The sequence below is a fragment of the Undibacterium sp. SXout7W genome, from assembly GCF_049339385.1.
Taxonomy (GTDB): domain Bacteria; phylum Pseudomonadota; class Gammaproteobacteria; order Burkholderiales; family Burkholderiaceae_D; genus Undibacterium.
Genome location: NZ_JBMPPF010000016.1, coordinates 45,450 through 62,391, shown reverse-complemented (window position 1 = coordinate 62,391; position 16,942 = coordinate 45,450). Strand labels below are relative to the sequence as shown.

15 protein-coding genes are annotated in these 16,942 nt (G+C 49.8%); 6 read left to right on the top strand and 9 right to left on the bottom strand.

Annotated elements, in window-relative coordinates; translation table 11 throughout:
• Window positions 1-286: 286 nt before the first annotated feature.
• The 7 genes from ACO0LB_RS14910 to ACO0LB_RS14880 all read right to left on the bottom strand — a co-directional run bounded on the left by ACO0LB_RS14910 (window position 287) and on the right by ACO0LB_RS14880 (window position 8,828).
• On the bottom strand, window positions 287-1,534 hold the full coding sequence (locus ACO0LB_RS14910; protein ID WP_423050415.1) for a phenylacetate--CoA ligase family protein: 1,248 nt from the start codon (window positions 1,532-1,534) through the stop codon (window positions 287-289).
• Window positions 1,535-1,598: 64 nt separating this feature from the next.
• Window positions 1,599-2,441 (bottom strand): ABC transporter ATP-binding protein, encoded by an 843-nt coding sequence (locus tag ACO0LB_RS14905; RefSeq protein WP_423050413.1) that lies wholly within the window; start codon window positions 2,439-2,441, stop codon window positions 1,599-1,601.
• A gap of 116 nt (window positions 2,442-2,557) precedes the next feature.
• Entirely contained in the window at window positions 2,558-3,859 is a 1,302-nt protein-coding gene (locus ACO0LB_RS14900; RefSeq protein ID WP_423050411.1) for an ABC transporter substrate-binding protein, read from the bottom strand.
• Between the two features lie 104 nt (window positions 3,860-3,963).
• A complete protein-coding gene (locus tag ACO0LB_RS14895; protein WP_423050409.1) occupies window positions 3,964-5,022 on the bottom strand; it encodes a branched-chain amino acid ABC transporter permease in 1,059 nt (352 codons plus the stop codon).
• Between the two features lie 112 nt (window positions 5,023-5,134).
• Window positions 5,135-6,031 carry a branched-chain amino acid ABC transporter permease gene (locus ACO0LB_RS14890; RefSeq protein WP_423050541.1) on the bottom strand — a complete coding sequence of 299 codons (897 nt, stop codon included), beginning with the start codon at window positions 6,029-6,031 and terminating at the stop codon, window positions 5,135-5,137.
• A 32-nt stretch (window positions 6,032-6,063) separates the two neighbouring features.
• Window positions 6,064-6,852 (bottom strand): ABC transporter ATP-binding protein, encoded by a 789-nt coding sequence (locus ACO0LB_RS14885; protein WP_423050407.1) that lies wholly within the window; start codon window positions 6,850-6,852, stop codon window positions 6,064-6,066.
• A gap of 11 nt (window positions 6,853-6,863) precedes the next feature.
• On the bottom strand, window positions 6,864-8,828 hold the full coding sequence (locus ACO0LB_RS14880) for an AMP-dependent synthetase/ligase (RefSeq protein WP_423050405.1): 1,965 nt from the start codon (window positions 8,826-8,828) through the stop codon (window positions 6,864-6,866).
• 294 nt (window positions 8,829-9,122) lie between these two features.
• Here ACO0LB_RS14880 and ACO0LB_RS14875 point away from each other — a divergent pair, with 294 nt between their 5' ends.
• Window positions 9,123-9,821: a Crp/Fnr family transcriptional regulator gene (locus tag ACO0LB_RS14875; protein WP_423050403.1), complete on the top strand. Its 699-nt coding sequence runs from the start codon at window positions 9,123-9,125 to the stop codon at window positions 9,819-9,821.
• On the top strand, window positions 9,818-10,669 hold the full coding sequence (locus ACO0LB_RS14870) for a Rossmann-like and DUF2520 domain-containing protein (protein WP_423050401.1): 852 nt from the start codon (window positions 9,818-9,820) through the stop codon (window positions 10,667-10,669). The genes ACO0LB_RS14875 and ACO0LB_RS14870 overlap by 4 nt, the downstream gene beginning before the upstream one ends.
• A 330-nt stretch (window positions 10,670-10,999) precedes the next feature.
• Here the strand turns inward: ACO0LB_RS14870 and ACO0LB_RS14865 are convergent, their stop codons facing one another.
• Complete coding sequence (locus ACO0LB_RS14865) at window positions 11,000-12,466, bottom strand: sensor domain-containing diguanylate cyclase (RefSeq protein ID WP_423050399.1); 1,467 nt, start codon at window positions 12,464-12,466, stop codon at window positions 11,000-11,002.
• A gap of 222 nt (window positions 12,467-12,688) precedes the next feature.
• The gene (locus ACO0LB_RS14860; protein WP_423050397.1) at window positions 12,689-13,231 is read right to left on the bottom strand and encodes a glycine zipper 2TM domain-containing protein; all 543 of its coding nucleotides are present in this window, start codon (window positions 13,229-13,231) and stop codon (window positions 12,689-12,691) included.
• Between the two features lie 246 nt (window positions 13,232-13,477).
• On the opposite strand from ACO0LB_RS14860, the gene ACO0LB_RS14855 reads away from it, so the two are divergent.
• From ACO0LB_RS14855 to gshA, 4 genes are all read left to right on the top strand, one after another.
• Window positions 13,478-13,867, top strand: a complete 390-nt coding sequence (locus ACO0LB_RS14855; RefSeq protein ID WP_423050395.1) for an MAPEG family protein — start codon at window positions 13,478-13,480, stop codon at window positions 13,865-13,867.
• Window positions 13,864-14,889: an AI-2E family transporter gene (locus ACO0LB_RS14850; RefSeq protein WP_423050393.1), complete on the top strand. Its 1,026-nt coding sequence runs from the start codon at window positions 13,864-13,866 to the stop codon at window positions 14,887-14,889. The genes ACO0LB_RS14855 and ACO0LB_RS14850 overlap by 4 nt, the downstream gene beginning before the upstream one ends.
• 52 nt (window positions 14,890-14,941) lie before the next feature.
• Window positions 14,942-15,244, top strand: a complete 303-nt coding sequence (locus ACO0LB_RS14845) for an antibiotic biosynthesis monooxygenase family protein (RefSeq protein WP_423050391.1) — start codon at window positions 14,942-14,944, stop codon at window positions 15,242-15,244.
• A gap of 306 nt (window positions 15,245-15,550) precedes the next feature.
• Window positions 15,551-16,849: a glutamate--cysteine ligase gene (gene gshA / locus ACO0LB_RS14840; RefSeq protein WP_423050382.1), complete on the top strand. Its 1,299-nt coding sequence runs from the start codon at window positions 15,551-15,553 to the stop codon at window positions 16,847-16,849.
• Window positions 16,850-16,942 lie beyond the last annotated feature (93 nt).

The following is a 16,942-nucleotide window of genomic DNA, read 5'->3' as shown; positions in this document are numbered from 1 at the left end:
CAGTTTGACGCAACTGAGAACACGTTGAACCCGTGATACATAGTTACGCGGGAGAGACTATTGTTGAGTGATAAAAAAGCGCGAAGCTGTTAGCTCCGCGCTTAAAGGTACAACATGAAAATGTCTGCTTTGGACAGTTCTATAGTGATTTTTTTTTGTAGCGCCACTTCATATTTCGATTGAAACCAGTTTCAACGATGTGTCCATGAATGACTAATCAGTAATCAGTAATGAATAAGTGATGCGTCATCCATGATGAACCGTGGCAAAAAAGTAACGGGTCACATTATTCATATTTACGTGCATCATCAATCACTTTTCCATCATTGGGCAAGCTGCCCGTTGCAACAAACACTGCGTCGCCGCGCAGCTTGGTGATATCGCGCAGGCTGGTGATGATCAGTGCTTTCAGCGTGTCATCGGGTGCATCCGTTTCGCAATGCAGACACATCGTATCGTTGGCCATTTCACCAGTCACGACCAGTCTGGCTTTTTGAATCTGCGGGTGGCGTTTTACCACTTCTGCCACTTGCGAAGGATGTACAAACATACCCTTGACCTTCGTGGTTTGATCAGCACGTCCCATCCATCCTTTGATGCGTTGATTGGTGCGCCCGCAAGGTGAAATTCCTGGCAAGACTGCTGACATATCGCCTGTACCGAAACGTATCAAGGGATAGTCCTGATTGAATGAGGTAATCACGACTTCGCCGACTTCGCCTTCACTGACCAGATCTCCGGTACCGGGTCGTACAATTTCCAGAATCAATTCTTCATCCAGCACCATACCGGGGTTGAGCTGGCCATCCGTACTGGTTTCATAGGCGATATTGCCGATGTCAGCCGTCGCATAAATTTGTAATACGGTTGCCACACCATGATCTTGCAGCCATTTGCGCAGCGAAGGTGGTAGCGCTTCTGCACCGACAATCGCCTTTTGTACACTGGAAATATCGGCACCCATTTCCAGTGCTTTTTCGATGATGATTTTTAAAAAGCTCGGTGTCCCGATATACGCATCCGGACGCAGTTCAGCCATTGCCTGCACTTGCATTTCCGTTTGTCCTATTCCTGCCGGAATGACGGCGCAACCCAAACGCGCGGCGGCACTTTCCACCATGAAGGCCGCCGGTGTGAAGTGGTAGGAAAAACAGTTTTGTATCAGATCACCATGTCGCAAGCCGATCGCATGCATGGGGCGCGCAAAACGCCACCAGTCAGGACTACGCCCTTCGGGATCAAAAATGGGGCCGGGCGACATAAAGATGCGGCCCAATTTGCGCGTATCCGTTGCCGTTAACCCACCAAAAGGCAGATGGCCTCTCTGTAAATCTTTCAGATCCGATTTACGTGTGACGGGTAGTTGTGCCAGCGCACTGCGACGACAGATGTCACCAGCAGTCACACCTTGCAAAATCGTCGCCCATCCGGGTGCTGTTTGCGCCAATGCGATCAGTGCTGGCAAGCGCTCCATCAGTGCTGATTCACGGCTTTGCGGACTACGGGTTTCCAGTGCGTCCAGATAGTCAGTCATGGCTCTGTTCTCTTCAAATAATGTTGGTCAGTGTCATTACAAAAAATACTGCGACAGGCAGGCTTTACGCCAGCCAGCGTTTGCGGCGACGATAAAATTTCATGTCACGGAAACTCTTGCGTCCGGTTCCGGAAACGCCCAGATAAAATTCCTTGACGTCTTCATTGCTACTGAGATCTTTTGCATCTCCTTCCATCACAACGCGCCCGTTCTCCAGAATGTAGCCAAAGTCTGCATATCGCAAAGCCGTGTTGGTATTTTGTTCTGCCAGCAGGAACGAGACGTTTTCCTGTGTATTGAGGCTTTTGACAATTTCAAAAATCTCTTCCACCAATTGCGGTGCGATACCCATCGATGGCTCGTCCAGCAGGATCATTGAAGGCTTTGCCATCAGGGCGCGGCCGATAGCACACATTTGCTGCTCACCGCCTGAGGTGTAACCAGCCTGGGAGTTGCGACGCTCGCGCAGACGTGGAAAATAGTGATAGACCTTTTCCAGTGCTTCCTTGAGTTCACTGCGTGACAATTTGCGGGTATAAGCACCGGTCAGCAGATTTTCTTCAACCGTCAGATGGCCAAAGCAATGGCGACCTTCCATGACTTGTGACAAACCGCGTTTGACAAGTTCATTCGGTGTAAGGTGATCCACGCGTTGCCCTTGAAACGTGATGTCGCCTTTGGTGATATCACCGCGCTCATTTTTCAACAAGGTTGAAATAGCTTTGAGTGTCGTGGATTTACCGGCACCGTTGGCACCCAGCAGGGCGACGATTTTCCCTTGCGGTACTTGCAGTGAAATCCCTTTCAATACCAGAATGACATGGTCGTAAATCACTTCGATATTATTGACGCTGAGATAAGCGGGGTTGCTGATGGCGTTATCCGGCGTGAGTAATTGATTGCTCATGATGGCGTATGCTTTATAGGGCAGGTAGCTGTTGCAACAGAAGCCTGAAACCAGTGATGGAGATCATGATTACAGCGCTTCTGTTTCGTTCGGAAGATGTCAGTGACTTCCGGGTTTTACTTCAGGCAGGCAGGCGTGATTTTTTTCTCAGCTGCGTACTTGTTGGAAGATTCTTCCAACATGGTGCGCGTCAATGCCTTGTCGCCGGTAATCCAGTTCGGTGTAATGGCTTTCCATTTATCGCCTGTCCATTGCTGAACTTTGACGGCACCGGAACCTTCATGATCTTCGCAACTGGTTTTGACTGGCGGGAACATGCCAAGCGCACCGAGTGCTTTCTGACGAGCTTCGTCGACATTCAGATTTTCAAAACCCCAGCGAATCTGTTCAGCCGTCATCAGCTTGCCTTTGCCGTATTTTTCCTGCGCTTTCAAGACCGCTTCTGTCCACAGGATCGCGGCAGTCACACCACGCATGTGATACACAGAACCGATGCGTGATTTGTCGCTCAGATTGCCTTTGCCAGCGCTATAGACTTTGCTGCGAATTTCATCGAGCACAGGATAGTTACCTGGTGTATTAAACGTCATCGTGGTGTAGCCTTTGGCTGCATCACCAGCCGGGATCACGTCCTCTTCTGAACCCGCCCACCAGACGCCCAGCATTTTTTCCCTTGGAAAGCCATTACGCTGCGCTGTCTTGATCGCTACCGCATTCATGACACCCCAGCCCCAGAGAATGACGTAATCAGGATTGGCCTGACGGATTTGCAACCATTGTGATTGCTGTTCATTGCCCGGATGAGCGACAGGAATTTTGATCAGTTCAAAGCCATATTGTTTCGCCTGCGCATCCAGCACCGGAATAGGTTCTTTACCGAAAGCGGAATCGTGATACAGGTGCACGATTTTTTTGCCTTTCAGCTTGTCCATGCCGCCGACTTTATCACCGAGATATTTGGTCATTGCTGCCGCCTGATTCCAGTAACTGGTGATCAGCGGAAAAATGTAGGGAAACACTTTGCCATTCGCCGCATCCGAGCGTCCATAGCCGAGCGTTGTCATCGGTATTTTGTCTTCAGCAACGCGATCCAGAATGCCATAGGCAATACCCGTCGAGAGTGGCTCTACCAACGATGCACCGCCCTTGGATTTTTTCAGACGTTCATAGCATTCAACGCCGCGTGATGCATTGTATTCAGTTTCGCATTCTTCCCACGCGATCTTGACACCGTTCAGCCCGCCCTTGGCATTGACCAGATTGAAGTAATCGATCGATCCGCCAAAAAAGCCGGAGCCGCCAGCGGCATAAGGGCCAACGCGGTAAGACAGGACCGGGATAAATTGATCTTCTGCTTGTGCAGCACTGACTGCGCCAAGAATCGCGGTTCCTAACAATATAGATTTAAGCAATTTCATGTTGTCTCCTGTTGATTGGATAGGTACTACGAACGCTTTCTGACCGGAACTTCTGAAATGATGTCGAAGCGTCTTTATTATGGTTTTCGATCATATTGTGGTGATCAATGCGGGAACGGCCACAAACGTAATTTTTCCTTAGCGATTTGCCATAAACGTGCCAGACCATGTGGCTCTACGATCAGGAAAAAGATAATCAGCGCACCGAATACCATCAGCTCCAGATTGGATGCAATGTTGGTAGGCAGTGACAAGCCATGTGCGATCAGATTCAGTACGACCGGCAACAGAATAATGAATGCCGAACCCAGAAAAGAACCCAGTACCGATCCCACACCGCCGATGATAATCATGAACAGAATACGGAAAGACAGATCCAGGTTATACGCTTCCGGCTCTACCGTTCCGAGATACGCATAGGCATACAAGGCACCTGCAATCCCGCAATAGAATGAGGACACCGCAAATGCCAGTAATTTGGTCCGCATCAGACGGAATCCGATCACTTCAGCCGCCACGTCCATATCGCGCACTGCCATCCAGGAGCGGCCCACATTGGAGCGGATCATATTTTTTGCCAGTACCGACAGCACGCAGACAACGATCAGCGTCAGCAGGTATTTCTTCACTGGTGTGTTAAAGCTCATGCCGAGAATGACCATTTCTTGCGCAGTAATGACACCGGAAGAACTGTAATTGGTAAACCACTGGATTTTTGTCAGGCACCAGACGACAAAAAACTGTGTCGCGAGTGTCGCCGCTGCCAGATAAAAACCGCGGATTCTGAGCGATGGCAAACCAAAAGCAATGCCGACTGCAGCAGCAGATAATCCGCCCAGAACAAATGCCAGTAACAGTGGCATGCCTGGAATGCGCAGCATGAAATTGTAGGACGCGAACGCGCCGACCGCCATGAATGCGGCAGAACCCAGAGATAACTGTCCGGCATAACCAGTCAGGATATTGAGTCCTAATGCAGCCAGCGAAAAAATCAGGAAAGGAATAAAAATGGCAGAAAAAGCATAGTCGGAGGCCAGTAATGGCACGCCAAAAAATGCAAGTAACAAGACGACAGCGATGCCGATTCTATCTTGCCGGATAGGGAAAATCTGGTTGTCAGCCTGATAGCTGGTTTTAAACTGACCTGCTTCACGATAAAACATGGTTCACCTCTGAGATGGTTTCCGCGGTATCCATGCGACGTAACAATGATGTGGCTGTCGCGGTCTGCATGGATATGAGTCGATTGAGATTGTTATAGTTGGGATACTGGTTTCAGATCCTGCGGATAATTTTTTCTCCAAACAGACCTTCGGGGCGTACCAGCAGGAACAGCAGCGCCAGTACATACGGGAACCAGCCTTCTATGCCTCCGCCAACCATAGGGCCGATGTAGACTTCGGCGAGTTTTTCTGATGCACCGATAATCAGGCCACCGACAATCGCTCCCGGAACCGAGGTGAATCCACCCAGAATCAGTACTGGCAGAGCTTTCAGTGCAACAAACGTCAACGCAAACTGAACACCATTACGCGCACCCCACAGCAACCCGGCGACCAGTGCCACAAAACCGGCAACTGCCCAGACGATGCCCCAGATTTGTTGCAGCGGAATTCCGACGGCCAATGCTGCCTGATGATCGTCCGCTACGGCGCGTAAAGCGCGGCCAATCTTGGTTTTGGAAAATAACAATGCCAGACCAGTGACCAGTAACGCACAGATGAATGCGGCAATCACGTCAAACTGAGAAACGATGATGTTGAATTTTTCCATTAAAAATTCGATGGGTACATCTTCAATCGGCAAACTCAGTTTGTGTGGCTGTGAACCCCAGAGTAATTGCGCCAGGCCTTCGATAAAAAAGGTCAGTCCTATGGTGGCCATGAACAGGGTGATTTCAGGTTGGTTGACCAAAGGGCGCAACACCACTCTTTCAATCGCCAGACCCAGAATAATCATAACAACCATCGTCAATGGAATTGCCAGCCACAGCGAGAGATTAAATTGCTCAGATAAACCGACGCAGGTGAGAGCGGCGAAAAACACCATTGCCCCCTGCGCAAAATTGAATACACCAGACGCTTTGTAAATCAGCACAAAGCCGAGTGCCACCAGCGCATACATAACGCCGGACAACAGGCCGCCAATAAAAACTTCAAGGAAAAAACTGATATTCATGTCATGTCATCCTGTAATAGATCGGTCTAGTTGGCGACGCCCAGATAGGCGTTGATGACTTCCTGATTCGCCAGCACTTCGGCTGGTGTGCCATCACCAATTTTTTTGCCGTAATCAAGTACGACGACGCGATCAGAAATATCCATCACCACGCCCATATCATGTTCAATCAGCACAATGGTGGTGCCCAGCTGATCGTTCACGTCCAGAATGAAGCGACTCATATCCTGTTTTTCTTCTACATTCATACCGGCCATTGGTTCATCGAGTAACAGAATTTCTGGTTCTGCTGCCAACGCCCGACCTAATTCAACCCGTTTTTGCAGACCGTAAGAAAGGCGACCGACAGGCACTTTGCGGATATGCTGAATTTCGAGGAAATCGATAATTTCTTCCACCTTTTCACGATGGGCAATTTCCTCTTTTTGTGCAGGGCCCCAGTACAACGCTTGCATCAGAAAGTTGCTATGCATTTTCAGATTACGGCCTGTCATGATGTTGTCGAGTACCGACATACCTTTGAACAGGGCGATATTCTGAAACGTTCTGGCAATACCGGTTTTTGCTGCAGCATAGGTATTCATGTCTTTACGGTGCTGACCACGGTAAATGATGTCGCCTTGCTGTGGGCGATACACACCGTTGATCACATTCAACATCGAGCTTTTGCCTGCGCCGTTGGGACCGATGATGGCGCGAATTTCATGTTCTTTCACGTTGAAAGAAATATTCGTCAGTGCCTTCACTCCACCAAAGGACAGGGAGATGTTTTTCAGATCGACAATCACATCACCGATTTTTCTGTTATCTGCCATGAACTTATTCCTTATGCCGCTTGCTGCTGGGCAGCGAATGTTGTGACGTCGCTGATATGCAGATCAGCACTGACTTTGCCTTGGCGGCCGTCTTCAAATTTCACCTGCGTTTCAATAAATTGTGAACGCTTGCCGGAATACAGTGCGTCAATCAGCACGGCATATTTTTGTGAAATGAAATTACGGCGGACTTTGCGTGTGCGTGTCAGTTCGTCGTCATCAGGATCAAGCTCTTTATGCAGCACCAGGAAACGGTGAATCTGAGTACCGGACATCAGCGCTTCGGAAGCGAGGTCGGCGTTGACTTTTTCAACGCAGGACATGATCAGTTGATAGGTTTCCGGCTTTGCGGCCAGGTCGGTGTAGCCGGAATAGGCGATACCGCGTCGCTCGGACCAGTTACCGACTGCTTCCATATCGATATTGATGAACGCGCAGACCATATCGCGGTTGTGTCCGAAGGCCACCGCTTCTTTGATGAACGGAAAAAACTTGAGTTTGTTTTCGATGTAGTTAGGCGCAAACATGTCGCCGTTGTTCAGCTTGCCGACATCGGCTGCCCGATCGATGATTTTCAGATGACCTTCGGTATCAAAAATACCGGCGTCGCCTGTATGAAAATAGCCTTCAGCATCCATCACTTCGGCTGTAGCGTCCGGGCGTTTGTAATAGCCTTTGAGCATGGCGCCGGATTTCACCAGAACCTCGCCGTTGTCGGCGAGTTTGACTTCAACCCCTGGCGCAGCTTTGCCAACACTGTCGAATTTAATATGACCATCCGGTTGCAGACAGACATAGGCGCAGGTTTCGGTTGCGCCGTACAGTTGCTTCAGGTTGACGCCGATAGAGCGATAAAAACGGAACAGATCAGGCCCGATCGCGGCGCCCGCAGTGTAGGCGACGCGGACACGTGAGAGGCCGAGTACGTTTTTCAGCGGACCATAAATCAGGACATTGCCCATCGCATAGCGGAGGCGGTCGATTGCTGATACTGGTTTTCCGTCCAGAATATCGGCACCGACGCGGCGTGCGAGATCCATGTAATACGCAAACAATTTGCGTTTGACTGCACCGGCATCTTCCATGCGGATCATGACTGTCGTCAGCATGTTTTCGAAGACCCGTGGCGGTGCGAAATAATAAGTAGGGCCAATCTCGCGCAAATCCGTCAGGACGGTTTCACCGGACTCAGGGCAATTGACGGTAAAGCCCGCAGCCAATGCCTGTGCAAAAGAAAACAGATGATCGCCGACCCATGCCATTGGCAGGTAAGACAGGATATCTTCGTGTTCGCTGAGTTTGTCGAAGCCAGCGCCGCCATGCGCTGCCGACATAAACGAGTGATGTGTCTGGCAGACACCCTTGGGTTTGCCTGTCGTTCCGGAGGTGTAAAGCATCACGGCAACATCATCTGCCTGCCCCAGTTCTACCTGCTGCATGAAGAAATCCGGATGTGCCTTGTCATAGGCACGACCGATTTCCTGCAAGGCTGCATAGGAGGTCAGCTCAGGCTGGTGGTAATGCCGCATGCCGCGATCATCATCAAACGTAATATGCTCAACGCCTGCGTAGTGCTGTTTGATTTCCAGCAGTTTGTCTACCTGCTCCTGATCTTCGACGACTGCAAAGACGATTTCCGCATTTTCGAGAACATAAGCCATATCTGCTGCCGGCGCATCCTGATACAACGGTACCGGAATGCCGCCCAGACATTGGGCTGCGGCCATTGCCCAGTAAAGTCGTGGGCGGTTATCGCCGATGATGGCCAGATGCATGCCACGTTGAAATCCTTGTGCTGCCAGCCCACAGGCCAATGCACGGACTTCTTCGTTGACCTGTTGCCAGTTCCATGTCTGCCAGATGCCCAGATCCTTCTCGCGGAAAGCCGGGTGTTGTGGGCGTGTTTTCCCGTGCTGTAGCAACAGTCTCGGGAACGTTGTGTTCGCTGTGTCTTTGTTTATCATGGTCTCCACCATTGCCGTTTGGGGCGTATTTTTTTCATCCGAGTTTCCTCACCATGTCTTACGTAATACTTACTGCAAGACCGGATCTGAAAATTGGCTGGAGACTGTTGTTTGCGAGGGATATCACGCTGGAAGAGTTTGACTGTTACCGTATGTGCAGTCGTATCCTCAGCGGGCAACCTCGCTTACAATGTCTCCGTATTTCTTTTTTATGGATTGGATAGTAGACCGTCCAAAAAGCTGTCGCTGTCATCCGACAGACAATCTCGAAGAATGAATCAACTATCGGTGGTGCGTTGCACAAATATGACAAAAACAAACAGCGACCCAAAACAACGATTTGCTAAAACCATGTGGGCCAGCATGCTCTCACCTGAGCATATGCAGCGGGTGGAAGAGGAAGTGATAGAACGCTTTGTCCCTGCCGGCAGCTATGTCTGCCGCAAGGGTGATCCTGTCGATCACTGGATGGGTGTGATTGAGGGCTTTCTGAAGATGAGCAGTATTTCTCCTGAAGGCAAGACGGTCACGTTCAGCTGTATGCTCGCCGGAGGCTGGTTTGGCGAAGGATCGTTGTTGAAGACAGAGCCGCGACGCTACGATGTAGTTGCCTTGCGTGATACCCGCGTTGCATTCATGTCGCGTAGCACTTTTAATTTTTTGCTGGACAATAGTATTCCGTTCAATCGTTTCTTGTTGCAGCAACTCAACGAGCGTCTGAGCTTGTTTATTTCGCTGGTGGAATATGATCGTATGCTTGACCCGGATACTCGTGTCGCACGTTGTCTGGCGGCGATGTTTCATCCTTATCTGAATCCGGGCAGCAGTATGCAGTTGCAGTTGTCTCAGGAAGAAATTGGTTATATTTCCAGTGTCTCTCGTCAGCGCGCCAATCAGGCGTTGCAATTACTGGAAAAGAAAAAACTGCTGACGGTGGACTATGGCGGCATCACCATCCTGAATCTGGAAGGTTTGCGTCGCTTCCCCGATGAGGGCAACGTATGAATGTGACGAATTCTATGTTGCTGTTGAATACAATCGGTGCCGGTAAGGTCGGTCAGGTGCTGGCACGACTACTGCGCCAGCATCAGGTATGGATGCCATCGCAAATCTGCAACCGTTCTATCTCCAGTGCGCAGGCAGCGGTAGATTTTATCGGTGCAGGGCAGGTGGTGGCTGATCGTGTGCAGATGGATGCTTCCGATATCTGGATGCTGAGCGTACCGGATGATCAGATTGTTTCTGCTGGCGATGCGTTGACCGGAAAACTGAATGCCCATAGCATCGTATTTCATTGCAGCGGTGCAAAACCATCAACGATATTGCAATCTGCAATACGAGCCGGTGCCGCAGTTGCCAGTGTGCATCCAGTGCGTAGTTTTGCCGATGTTCAGCAATCAGCAGAGCAGTTTGCCGGAACGATTTGCAGCGTGGAAGGTGATGCCCGGGCGTTGGCTGTGTTGATTCCTGCATTGCAGGCGATAGGTGCAAAGACGGTACAGATCAGTGCAGAGAGCAAGTTGCTCTATCATGCAGGTTCGGTGTTTGCGAGTAATTATCTGGTCAGCCTGATCGATATTGCATTGCATGCTTACCAGGCTGCCGGTATTCCGGAAGACATTGCGCTGGCGATGGCAGCACCATTGGCAAGACAAAGTCTGGAAAATGCCTTGACGATGGGAACTGCGCGCGCATTGACGGGCCCTATTGCACGAGGGGATATGGACACGGTACATCAGCAGCAGCGGACGGTGGCGCAATGGAATGCTGATGCCGGAGATGTCTATGCCGCAATGATGCCACCCACCATCGCCTTGGCAGCGCGCAAGGCAGCACTGGACAGCGCAGGGTAGTACGCTGCAGTGAAGGCGTTGAAGGCATCAGCGCAAGCGAAAATACCAATGCTAATACCAATGCCGACAAGCAGTAATAGCGATGCGTCTTCAGGTAACCACATGTCGCACTTCTGCATCCGCGGTCGCGGAAGCGTTTGACGATGAGCCGCACCTCAACATCCACATCAACATATAAAATGGCCTGACCCTGACGTTGTTATCAGGATCAGGCCATTGTTTGTTGAGTGTCCGTAGTCAAACGAATACCGGGCTTGCAGCGAATGTTGTCTGCAGATGATCAGACTGTTTATAGTGTCTTCGGTATGTTCTTATTTGTTGTGCGCCTGATTATTCAGAAAAATATACGCTGTTGCGGCCATTGGCCTTGGCTTGATATAAGGCCAGATCGGCGCGTTCAAACACGCTGTCTTCGGTTTCTTTATCCTTGCATTGCGCTACGCCCATGCTGACCGTAATTGCCAGACGCGTTTTGGTCAGATCGGTGGTGCGGGAAAAATCATTGTTGGCAATGGTGTTGCGTAAATTTTCTGCAATCGCCGTTGCTTTTTCCAGCGTACAGTTTTTCAGTAGTATCAGAAATTCCTCTCCACCCCAACGGCAGATAATGTCACTCTCCCGCAGGGAGCGTTTGCTGATCATGGCAATTTCTTTCAATACATGATCTCCTACCAGATGTCCGAGTTTGTCATTGACCTTCTTGAAAAAATCAATATCAAGCAATACGACGCACATAGGTTGACGCGAACGTTCGCCGTCCAGCAAGGCTTGCTGAAACACAAAATCAAATGCCTGACGGTTCAGCAGACCGGTCAGGGTATCAGTGGAGGCAGATTTTTCCAGTCGGGTCTGGTAGCGATGGACCGAGAAACACAAAATGATCAGTACCACCAGCATAACGCCGCCGCCAATACCCAGATTGATGGCGAATACATTCTGTAAAGGCTTCATGTCCGAACTCAAATCCTGCTCGACGAGCAGGTGCCAGCCAAGTTCAGGAATAAAGCGGGAATTGACCAGCGTTGGTTCTGTGTCTGTTTTGTATTCCAGATGTACTGATTCGCTTTTGCGATTCGCCAGAATTTGTGGGGCGATACTGCTGATGCCCGGTATTTCGTTGATATTGTTGCGGATTTTTTTGCTGGTACCTGCCAGCGCAATATTGCCTTTGGTATCTACAAAATAAATATTGCGGTGAAAACGTGTCTGATAGTTGTCGATCAGATGTTTCATGGTATCGAGAGTCAGGCCTATACCGGTTGCGCCGATAAACTGACCGTTGTAATCCAGTACGCGGTAATTGACGAAGATAGTCATGGTGTCACGATTCGCCATGTCGATATCGACATTGGTTTCGTAAGCGGCTTTCAGATTTTTGACGCGATAAAACCATTGATCGCGCGCTTCGGTTTCTTTGATGCTCTTTAACACGCCGTCGGCGTGGTAATAATTTTGTGTCTGATTGGATACCAGAAAACTGGAAATCGCGTTGTTTTTAGATTTGATTTCTTTAAGATATTTGACAATCTGATCTTTATCTTCTTCACCATTGATCATCCAGTCTCGCACAAAGGTGTCATGCGCCATTTGGGAGGCGACAAATACCGGTCGCAGGATATCTTTCTGGATTTCAGAATAGATGTTATCACCCGTCAGAGGCAGTGTTTGTTCAGAAAAACTTTGTTGTATGGTGTCGCGTGACACCACGTACGCAGCAACGGCAGTAAAGACAAAACCGGCAATCAGTATCAGAGAGAGCCAAACCAGCAGACCGTATTTTTTAAACAATTTTTGCATGGAGAATAGACGGAGCGTGAGCGATTAAGTTGCCGCAAGATAATACTATAAACCTATTGTTCCCCCATCTAAATTACACTGAATTGGCATCTCTGTAACATAAACTGACACTATAGCGCCGACAACGCCCTAAAGCAGTAGTCGATCAGTTGTTTTATGTATAAAAATGCCGAAAAAAATGCCGCATAAAGCGGCATGATAGGGGAGAAAAACTGTTTTAGATCAAGGACGTGGTGTCAGTGTGACATGCAGACGCAGGCGTGAACCTGGATCGTATGGCATGACAGTCGTGTAGGTACGGTTGTGATATTCATAGGTAACTGCAAAGCCATTGTTACGGGTTTCCCAGTTATCGACATTTCTGCACTGACGAACAGGACGGCTTTCGTAGGTCGGTTGCGGCTGGTTATTGCCATTACCATTGTTATCCACTCTGTCGCCGACGATTGCACCGGTTAAAGCGCCTGCGGCAGCGGCTGCAATGCGGCCATTACCACCACCCACCTGGCTGCCGAGCAAGCCACCGGCGATACCGCCAATGATAGAGCCACCGGCACTGCGCTCTGGCTGACGCTGATACTGGCGCTGGCTGGTTTCATATTCGGTGCGGCACTCCTGACGAGGAACATTCACTTGCTCAACCTGAGGTGTGACGCTGATGACGCGGGCAAAATCATCAAAGTCGGCTGCGTATGCGCTGCCAGCACCGATAGCCAATCCCAGAAAGGATGCTGCAATGGAAAGTTTTTTCAGTGTGTGTGTCATTTTTTACCTCTTGTCTGATAGTCTGTATTCAACGCTTGAGTATAGGAAAAAGCCGACAGCAAATTGTAATAGTCTGTTTCAAGTTGTATTTCTTGTTTAAATGTTCTTCATGACCATGTAGGTCTGGTGATCCTCCCTCTTTTTTTTCTGGCGACGCACTGTGATCAGCAAGTCATGGGACATACATACTCTTTTGCTATCATGTCGTTTCGCTAATGAATGAATTCTGCTCTTCAAGGAGATGTTATGCACTATGTCTGGACATCGTGGGTCTGCGTTGCAGTGATGGTGATGTATTTCTGGAATACCTATACCGTCGCGATGGCGCGCCAGCGCTATCAGGTGACAGCACCGGCAGTCGATGGTCCACCAGAATTTCTGTGTGCATTGCGGGTGCAGGCCAATACGGTGGAGCAAATGCTGTTTTTCCTTCCATCGTTGTTGCTCTGTGCGCTTTGGGCCGGAGATAAGCTGGCTGCTGTTGGTGGAGCAGTCTGGGTCATTGGCCGTGTGATGTATGCGCTGGCCTATCTGCGCGATCCTGCTTCTCGTGGTCCTGGTTTTATGGTGGCATTGGTCGCTGCTGTGGGCTTGTTGCTCACAGCGATTGCGGGCATGAGCGGGTTGTCAGCATGAGCGCCGGTTCGATGGCAGGGGGTAAAGTGACGCCGGTAATTTGGGTATCTTACGGTTTTGCCGCTATTTCTTTGTTACTGGTCCTGAAGATGGGTTTGCTGGTGGCGTTGTTTTCGGGTTTGCTGATGTATGCGCTGATTCACCTGATGGCGCCCGCGATTGCCCGCAGATTCAGCCACCGTCAGCCGCGCATGATTGCCGTTGCCCTGTTGTCATCGTTACTGATTCTGGGCCTGATGGCAACCATCTGGGCGATCCATGCTTTTTTGCGCAGTGATGCAGGGAATCTGCATAACCTGTTACAAAAACTGGCAGATATTATAGAGACATCGCGGACACAATTACCTTTGTGGGTAAGCACTAACCTTCCTGAAGACGTCGATTCTTTGCAAGTTATGATTATTCATTGGCTCAGGGAGCATGCCAGCGAGGCAAAGTTGCTGGTGCCCGAAGCAGGACATGTGCTGGTGCATCTGTTGCTGGGTATGATCATCGGCAGTATGGTGGCTTTACGGGACGCCAGCGGCAGCCACAATATACGGCCACTGGCGGCTGCGTTGCAGCAACGAGTTGCCAATCTGAGCCAGGTGTTTCGTAAAATCGTTTTTGCTCAGGTCCGGATTTCTGCCATCAATACGATATTGACCGGCATCTTCTTGATGCTGGTCTTGCCTTTGGCCGGTATTCATCTGCCGCTGATCAAGACGATGATCGCGATTACTTTCCTTGCCGGTTTGATTCCTGTGGTCGGGAATATTCTGTCCAACGCAGTTATTGTGATTGTCGGGCTGTCTTATTCATTGAATGTAGCGTTTGCGTCATTGGTATTCATGGTGGTGATACACAAGGCAGAATATTTCCTCAACGCACGTATCATCGGTGCTGAAATCAATGCCCGCGCCTGGGAATTGCTGACCGCCATACTGGTGATGGAAACGTTGTTCGGTCTGCCTGGCGTGGTGGCGGCACCAGTCTTTTATGCTTATCTGAAAAAAGAACTGAGTGACAGGGAAATGGTCTGATCGGTGCGATAATTCTGTTTTGACCAATTTTTTATCCCGCAGAGAGTAAAACATGATCCTTGAACTCGCCGATATCCGTATCCAGCCAGGTAAACAAGCAGAATTTGATGTCGCCATCGAACGTGGCCTGAACGAAGTGATCGCGAAAGCGACTGGTTTTCGTGGTTATAAAGTTAATAAAGGCATTGAATCGCCAGAGCGTTATGTATTAATGATTTTCTGGGAAACCTTAGAAAATCACACCGTAGATTTCCGTGAATCTCCTGCCTTTTTGGAGTGGCGTGCGATTGTCGGTCCGTTTTTTGCGGCGGCACCTGTCGTTGAGCATTTTAATCTGTTGGGTAAATCTGACTAATCACACTGATCTGGTGATGGCCAACAGGTTCGTTGCCAGATATCCTTGATTCTGGCGGTTTCGTCCCAAGCTAGTAAGGCCATGAAAAGCGCAGAAAGCAGATATCGATAGAAGTAGGACTTACGCAAAACTGCCCCAGCAGCGTTATGGCTCCTCGTCGTACAAGCACGTACTGCCTTCGTCGCCATGCCTTGCTGGAACAATTTTGCGTCAGTCCTAAGAAGGTATCAGGTTGTAGTGTCAGGTTTTTTGGCTACTAGAGACTAAAAAACCTGGCTGCGCAGGCAGCTCATCAAAAAGGTCAATATGGTTCCGCATCTCGTCACCGCCCTGAACGGGCCTTTGCTCGATCTCGAAAAAAAAATACTGGAAGCCACTCCCGCCATTGAGCGCTGGTTCCGGCTGGAATGGCAGGAGCACACGCCGCCATTTTATTGCTCTGTTGATTTACGCAATGCCGGTTTCAAGCTGGCACCGGTCGATACCAATTTATTTCCGGGCGGCTTTAATAATCTGGCATCAGAAATGCTCCCGCTGGCGGTACAGGCGGCGATGGCTGCCATCGAAAAATATTGCCCTGATGCTAAAAATCTGTTGTTGATTCCGGAAAGCCATACCCGCAATACGTTTTATCTGCAAAACGTGGCGCGCATGATGCAGATTTTCCGTCAGACCGGGCTGAATGTCCGGCTGGGTTCCTTATGCGAAGATATCAAAGAACCAACGCCGATTGATTTACCGGATGGCACACAACTGATTCTGGAGCCTTTAGTGCGTTCGCCGAATGGCCGCCGTCTCGGGTTGAAGAATTTTGATCCTTGTACGATTTTGCTGAACAATGATCTGTCGGCTGGCATTCCTGAGATTCTGGAAAATATCAACGAGCAAACCTTGTTGCCACCATTGCACGCCGGCTGGGCCATGCGTCGAAAGAGCAACCATTTCTCGACATATGATGAGGTCGTGAAAAAATTCTCTAAGCTGGTCGATATCGATCCGTGGATGCTGAATCCGTTTTTCACTAAGGTGAATGGCGTGAATTTTCATGACGGAACCGGTGAAGATGCACTGGCCGCGGCGATTGATACCATTCTTGCCAAAATCCGTAAAAAGTACAAAGAATATGGCATCAAGGAAAAGCCTTTCGTTATCGTGAAGGCGGATGCCGGTACGTATGGGATGGGGATTATGACGGTGCATCATTCCGACGAAGTCCGTGACCTGAACCGCAAGCAGCGTAACAAGATGTCGGTGATTAAAGATGGCGTCGAAGTCAATGACGTGATCGTGCAGGAAGGCGTGTACACGTTCGAGCAGATCAGTGAATCGGTTGCTGAGCCGGTGGTGTATATGATCGATCGCTATGTGGTGGGCGGCTTTTACCGCGTGCATGAAGACCGTGGGGTGGACGAAAATCTGAATTCTCCGGGCATGCATTTTGTGCCGCTGGCGTTTGCGCAGCAGCACGCAGTTCCTGATATGCGTGCCAAACCCGGCACGGCAGCACCTAACCGGTTTTACATGTATGGTGTGGTAGCGCGACTGGCCTTGCTGGCAGCGTCGCTGGAACTGGAAAAAACAGATCCCAACCCGGAAATTTATTAACTTGTCGTCGGGCTGCGATGGCGTTGATGGAGCTGATATTGCCCTCTGATTGCTTCATGATTGGCCCGTCAAGGCCCAACACGGCTCATCACG

Excerpts from the sequence above, each read along its gene's own strand:
- ACO0LB_RS14910 (WP_423050415.1), bottom strand. The coding sequence starts at position 1,534 with ATGACTGACTATCTGGACGCACTGGAAACCCGTAGTCCGCAAAGCCGT.
- ACO0LB_RS14905 (WP_423050413.1), bottom strand. The coding sequence starts at position 2,441 with ATGAGCAATCAATTACTCACGCCGGATAACGCCATCAGCAACCCCGCT.
- ACO0LB_RS14900 (WP_423050411.1), bottom strand. The coding sequence starts at position 3,859 with ATGAAATTGCTTAAATCTATATTGTTAGGAACCGCGATTCTTGGCGCA.
- ACO0LB_RS14895 (WP_423050409.1), bottom strand. The coding sequence starts at position 5,022 with ATGTTTTATCGTGAAGCAGGTCAGTTTAAAACCAGCTATCAGGCTGAC.
- ACO0LB_RS14885 (WP_423050407.1), bottom strand. The coding sequence starts at position 6,852 with ATGGCAGATAACAGAAAAATCGGTGATGTGATTGTCGATCTGAAAAAC.
- ACO0LB_RS14880 (WP_423050405.1), bottom strand. The coding sequence starts at position 8,828 with ATGGTGGAGACCATGATAAACAAAGACACAGCGAACACAACGTTCCCG.
- ACO0LB_RS14875 (WP_423050403.1), top strand. The coding sequence starts at position 9,123 with ATGACAAAAACAAACAGCGACCCAAAACAACGATTTGCTAAAACCATG.
- ACO0LB_RS14870 (WP_423050401.1), top strand. The coding sequence starts at position 9,818 with ATGAATGTGACGAATTCTATGTTGCTGTTGAATACAATCGGTGCCGGT.
- ACO0LB_RS14865 (WP_423050399.1), bottom strand. The coding sequence starts at position 12,466 with ATGCAAAAATTGTTTAAAAAATACGGTCTGCTGGTTTGGCTCTCTCTG.
- ACO0LB_RS14860 (WP_423050397.1), bottom strand. The coding sequence starts at position 13,231 with ATGACACACACACTGAAAAAACTTTCCATTGCAGCATCCTTTCTGGGA.
- ACO0LB_RS14855 (WP_423050395.1), top strand. The coding sequence starts at position 13,478 with ATGCACTATGTCTGGACATCGTGGGTCTGCGTTGCAGTGATGGTGATG.
- ACO0LB_RS14850 (WP_423050393.1), top strand. The coding sequence starts at position 13,864 with ATGAGCGCCGGTTCGATGGCAGGGGGTAAAGTGACGCCGGTAATTTGG.
- ACO0LB_RS14845 (WP_423050391.1), top strand. The coding sequence starts at position 14,942 with ATGATCCTTGAACTCGCCGATATCCGTATCCAGCCAGGTAAACAAGCA.
- gshA (WP_423050382.1), top strand. The coding sequence starts at position 15,551 with ATGGTTCCGCATCTCGTCACCGCCCTGAACGGGCCTTTGCTCGATCTC.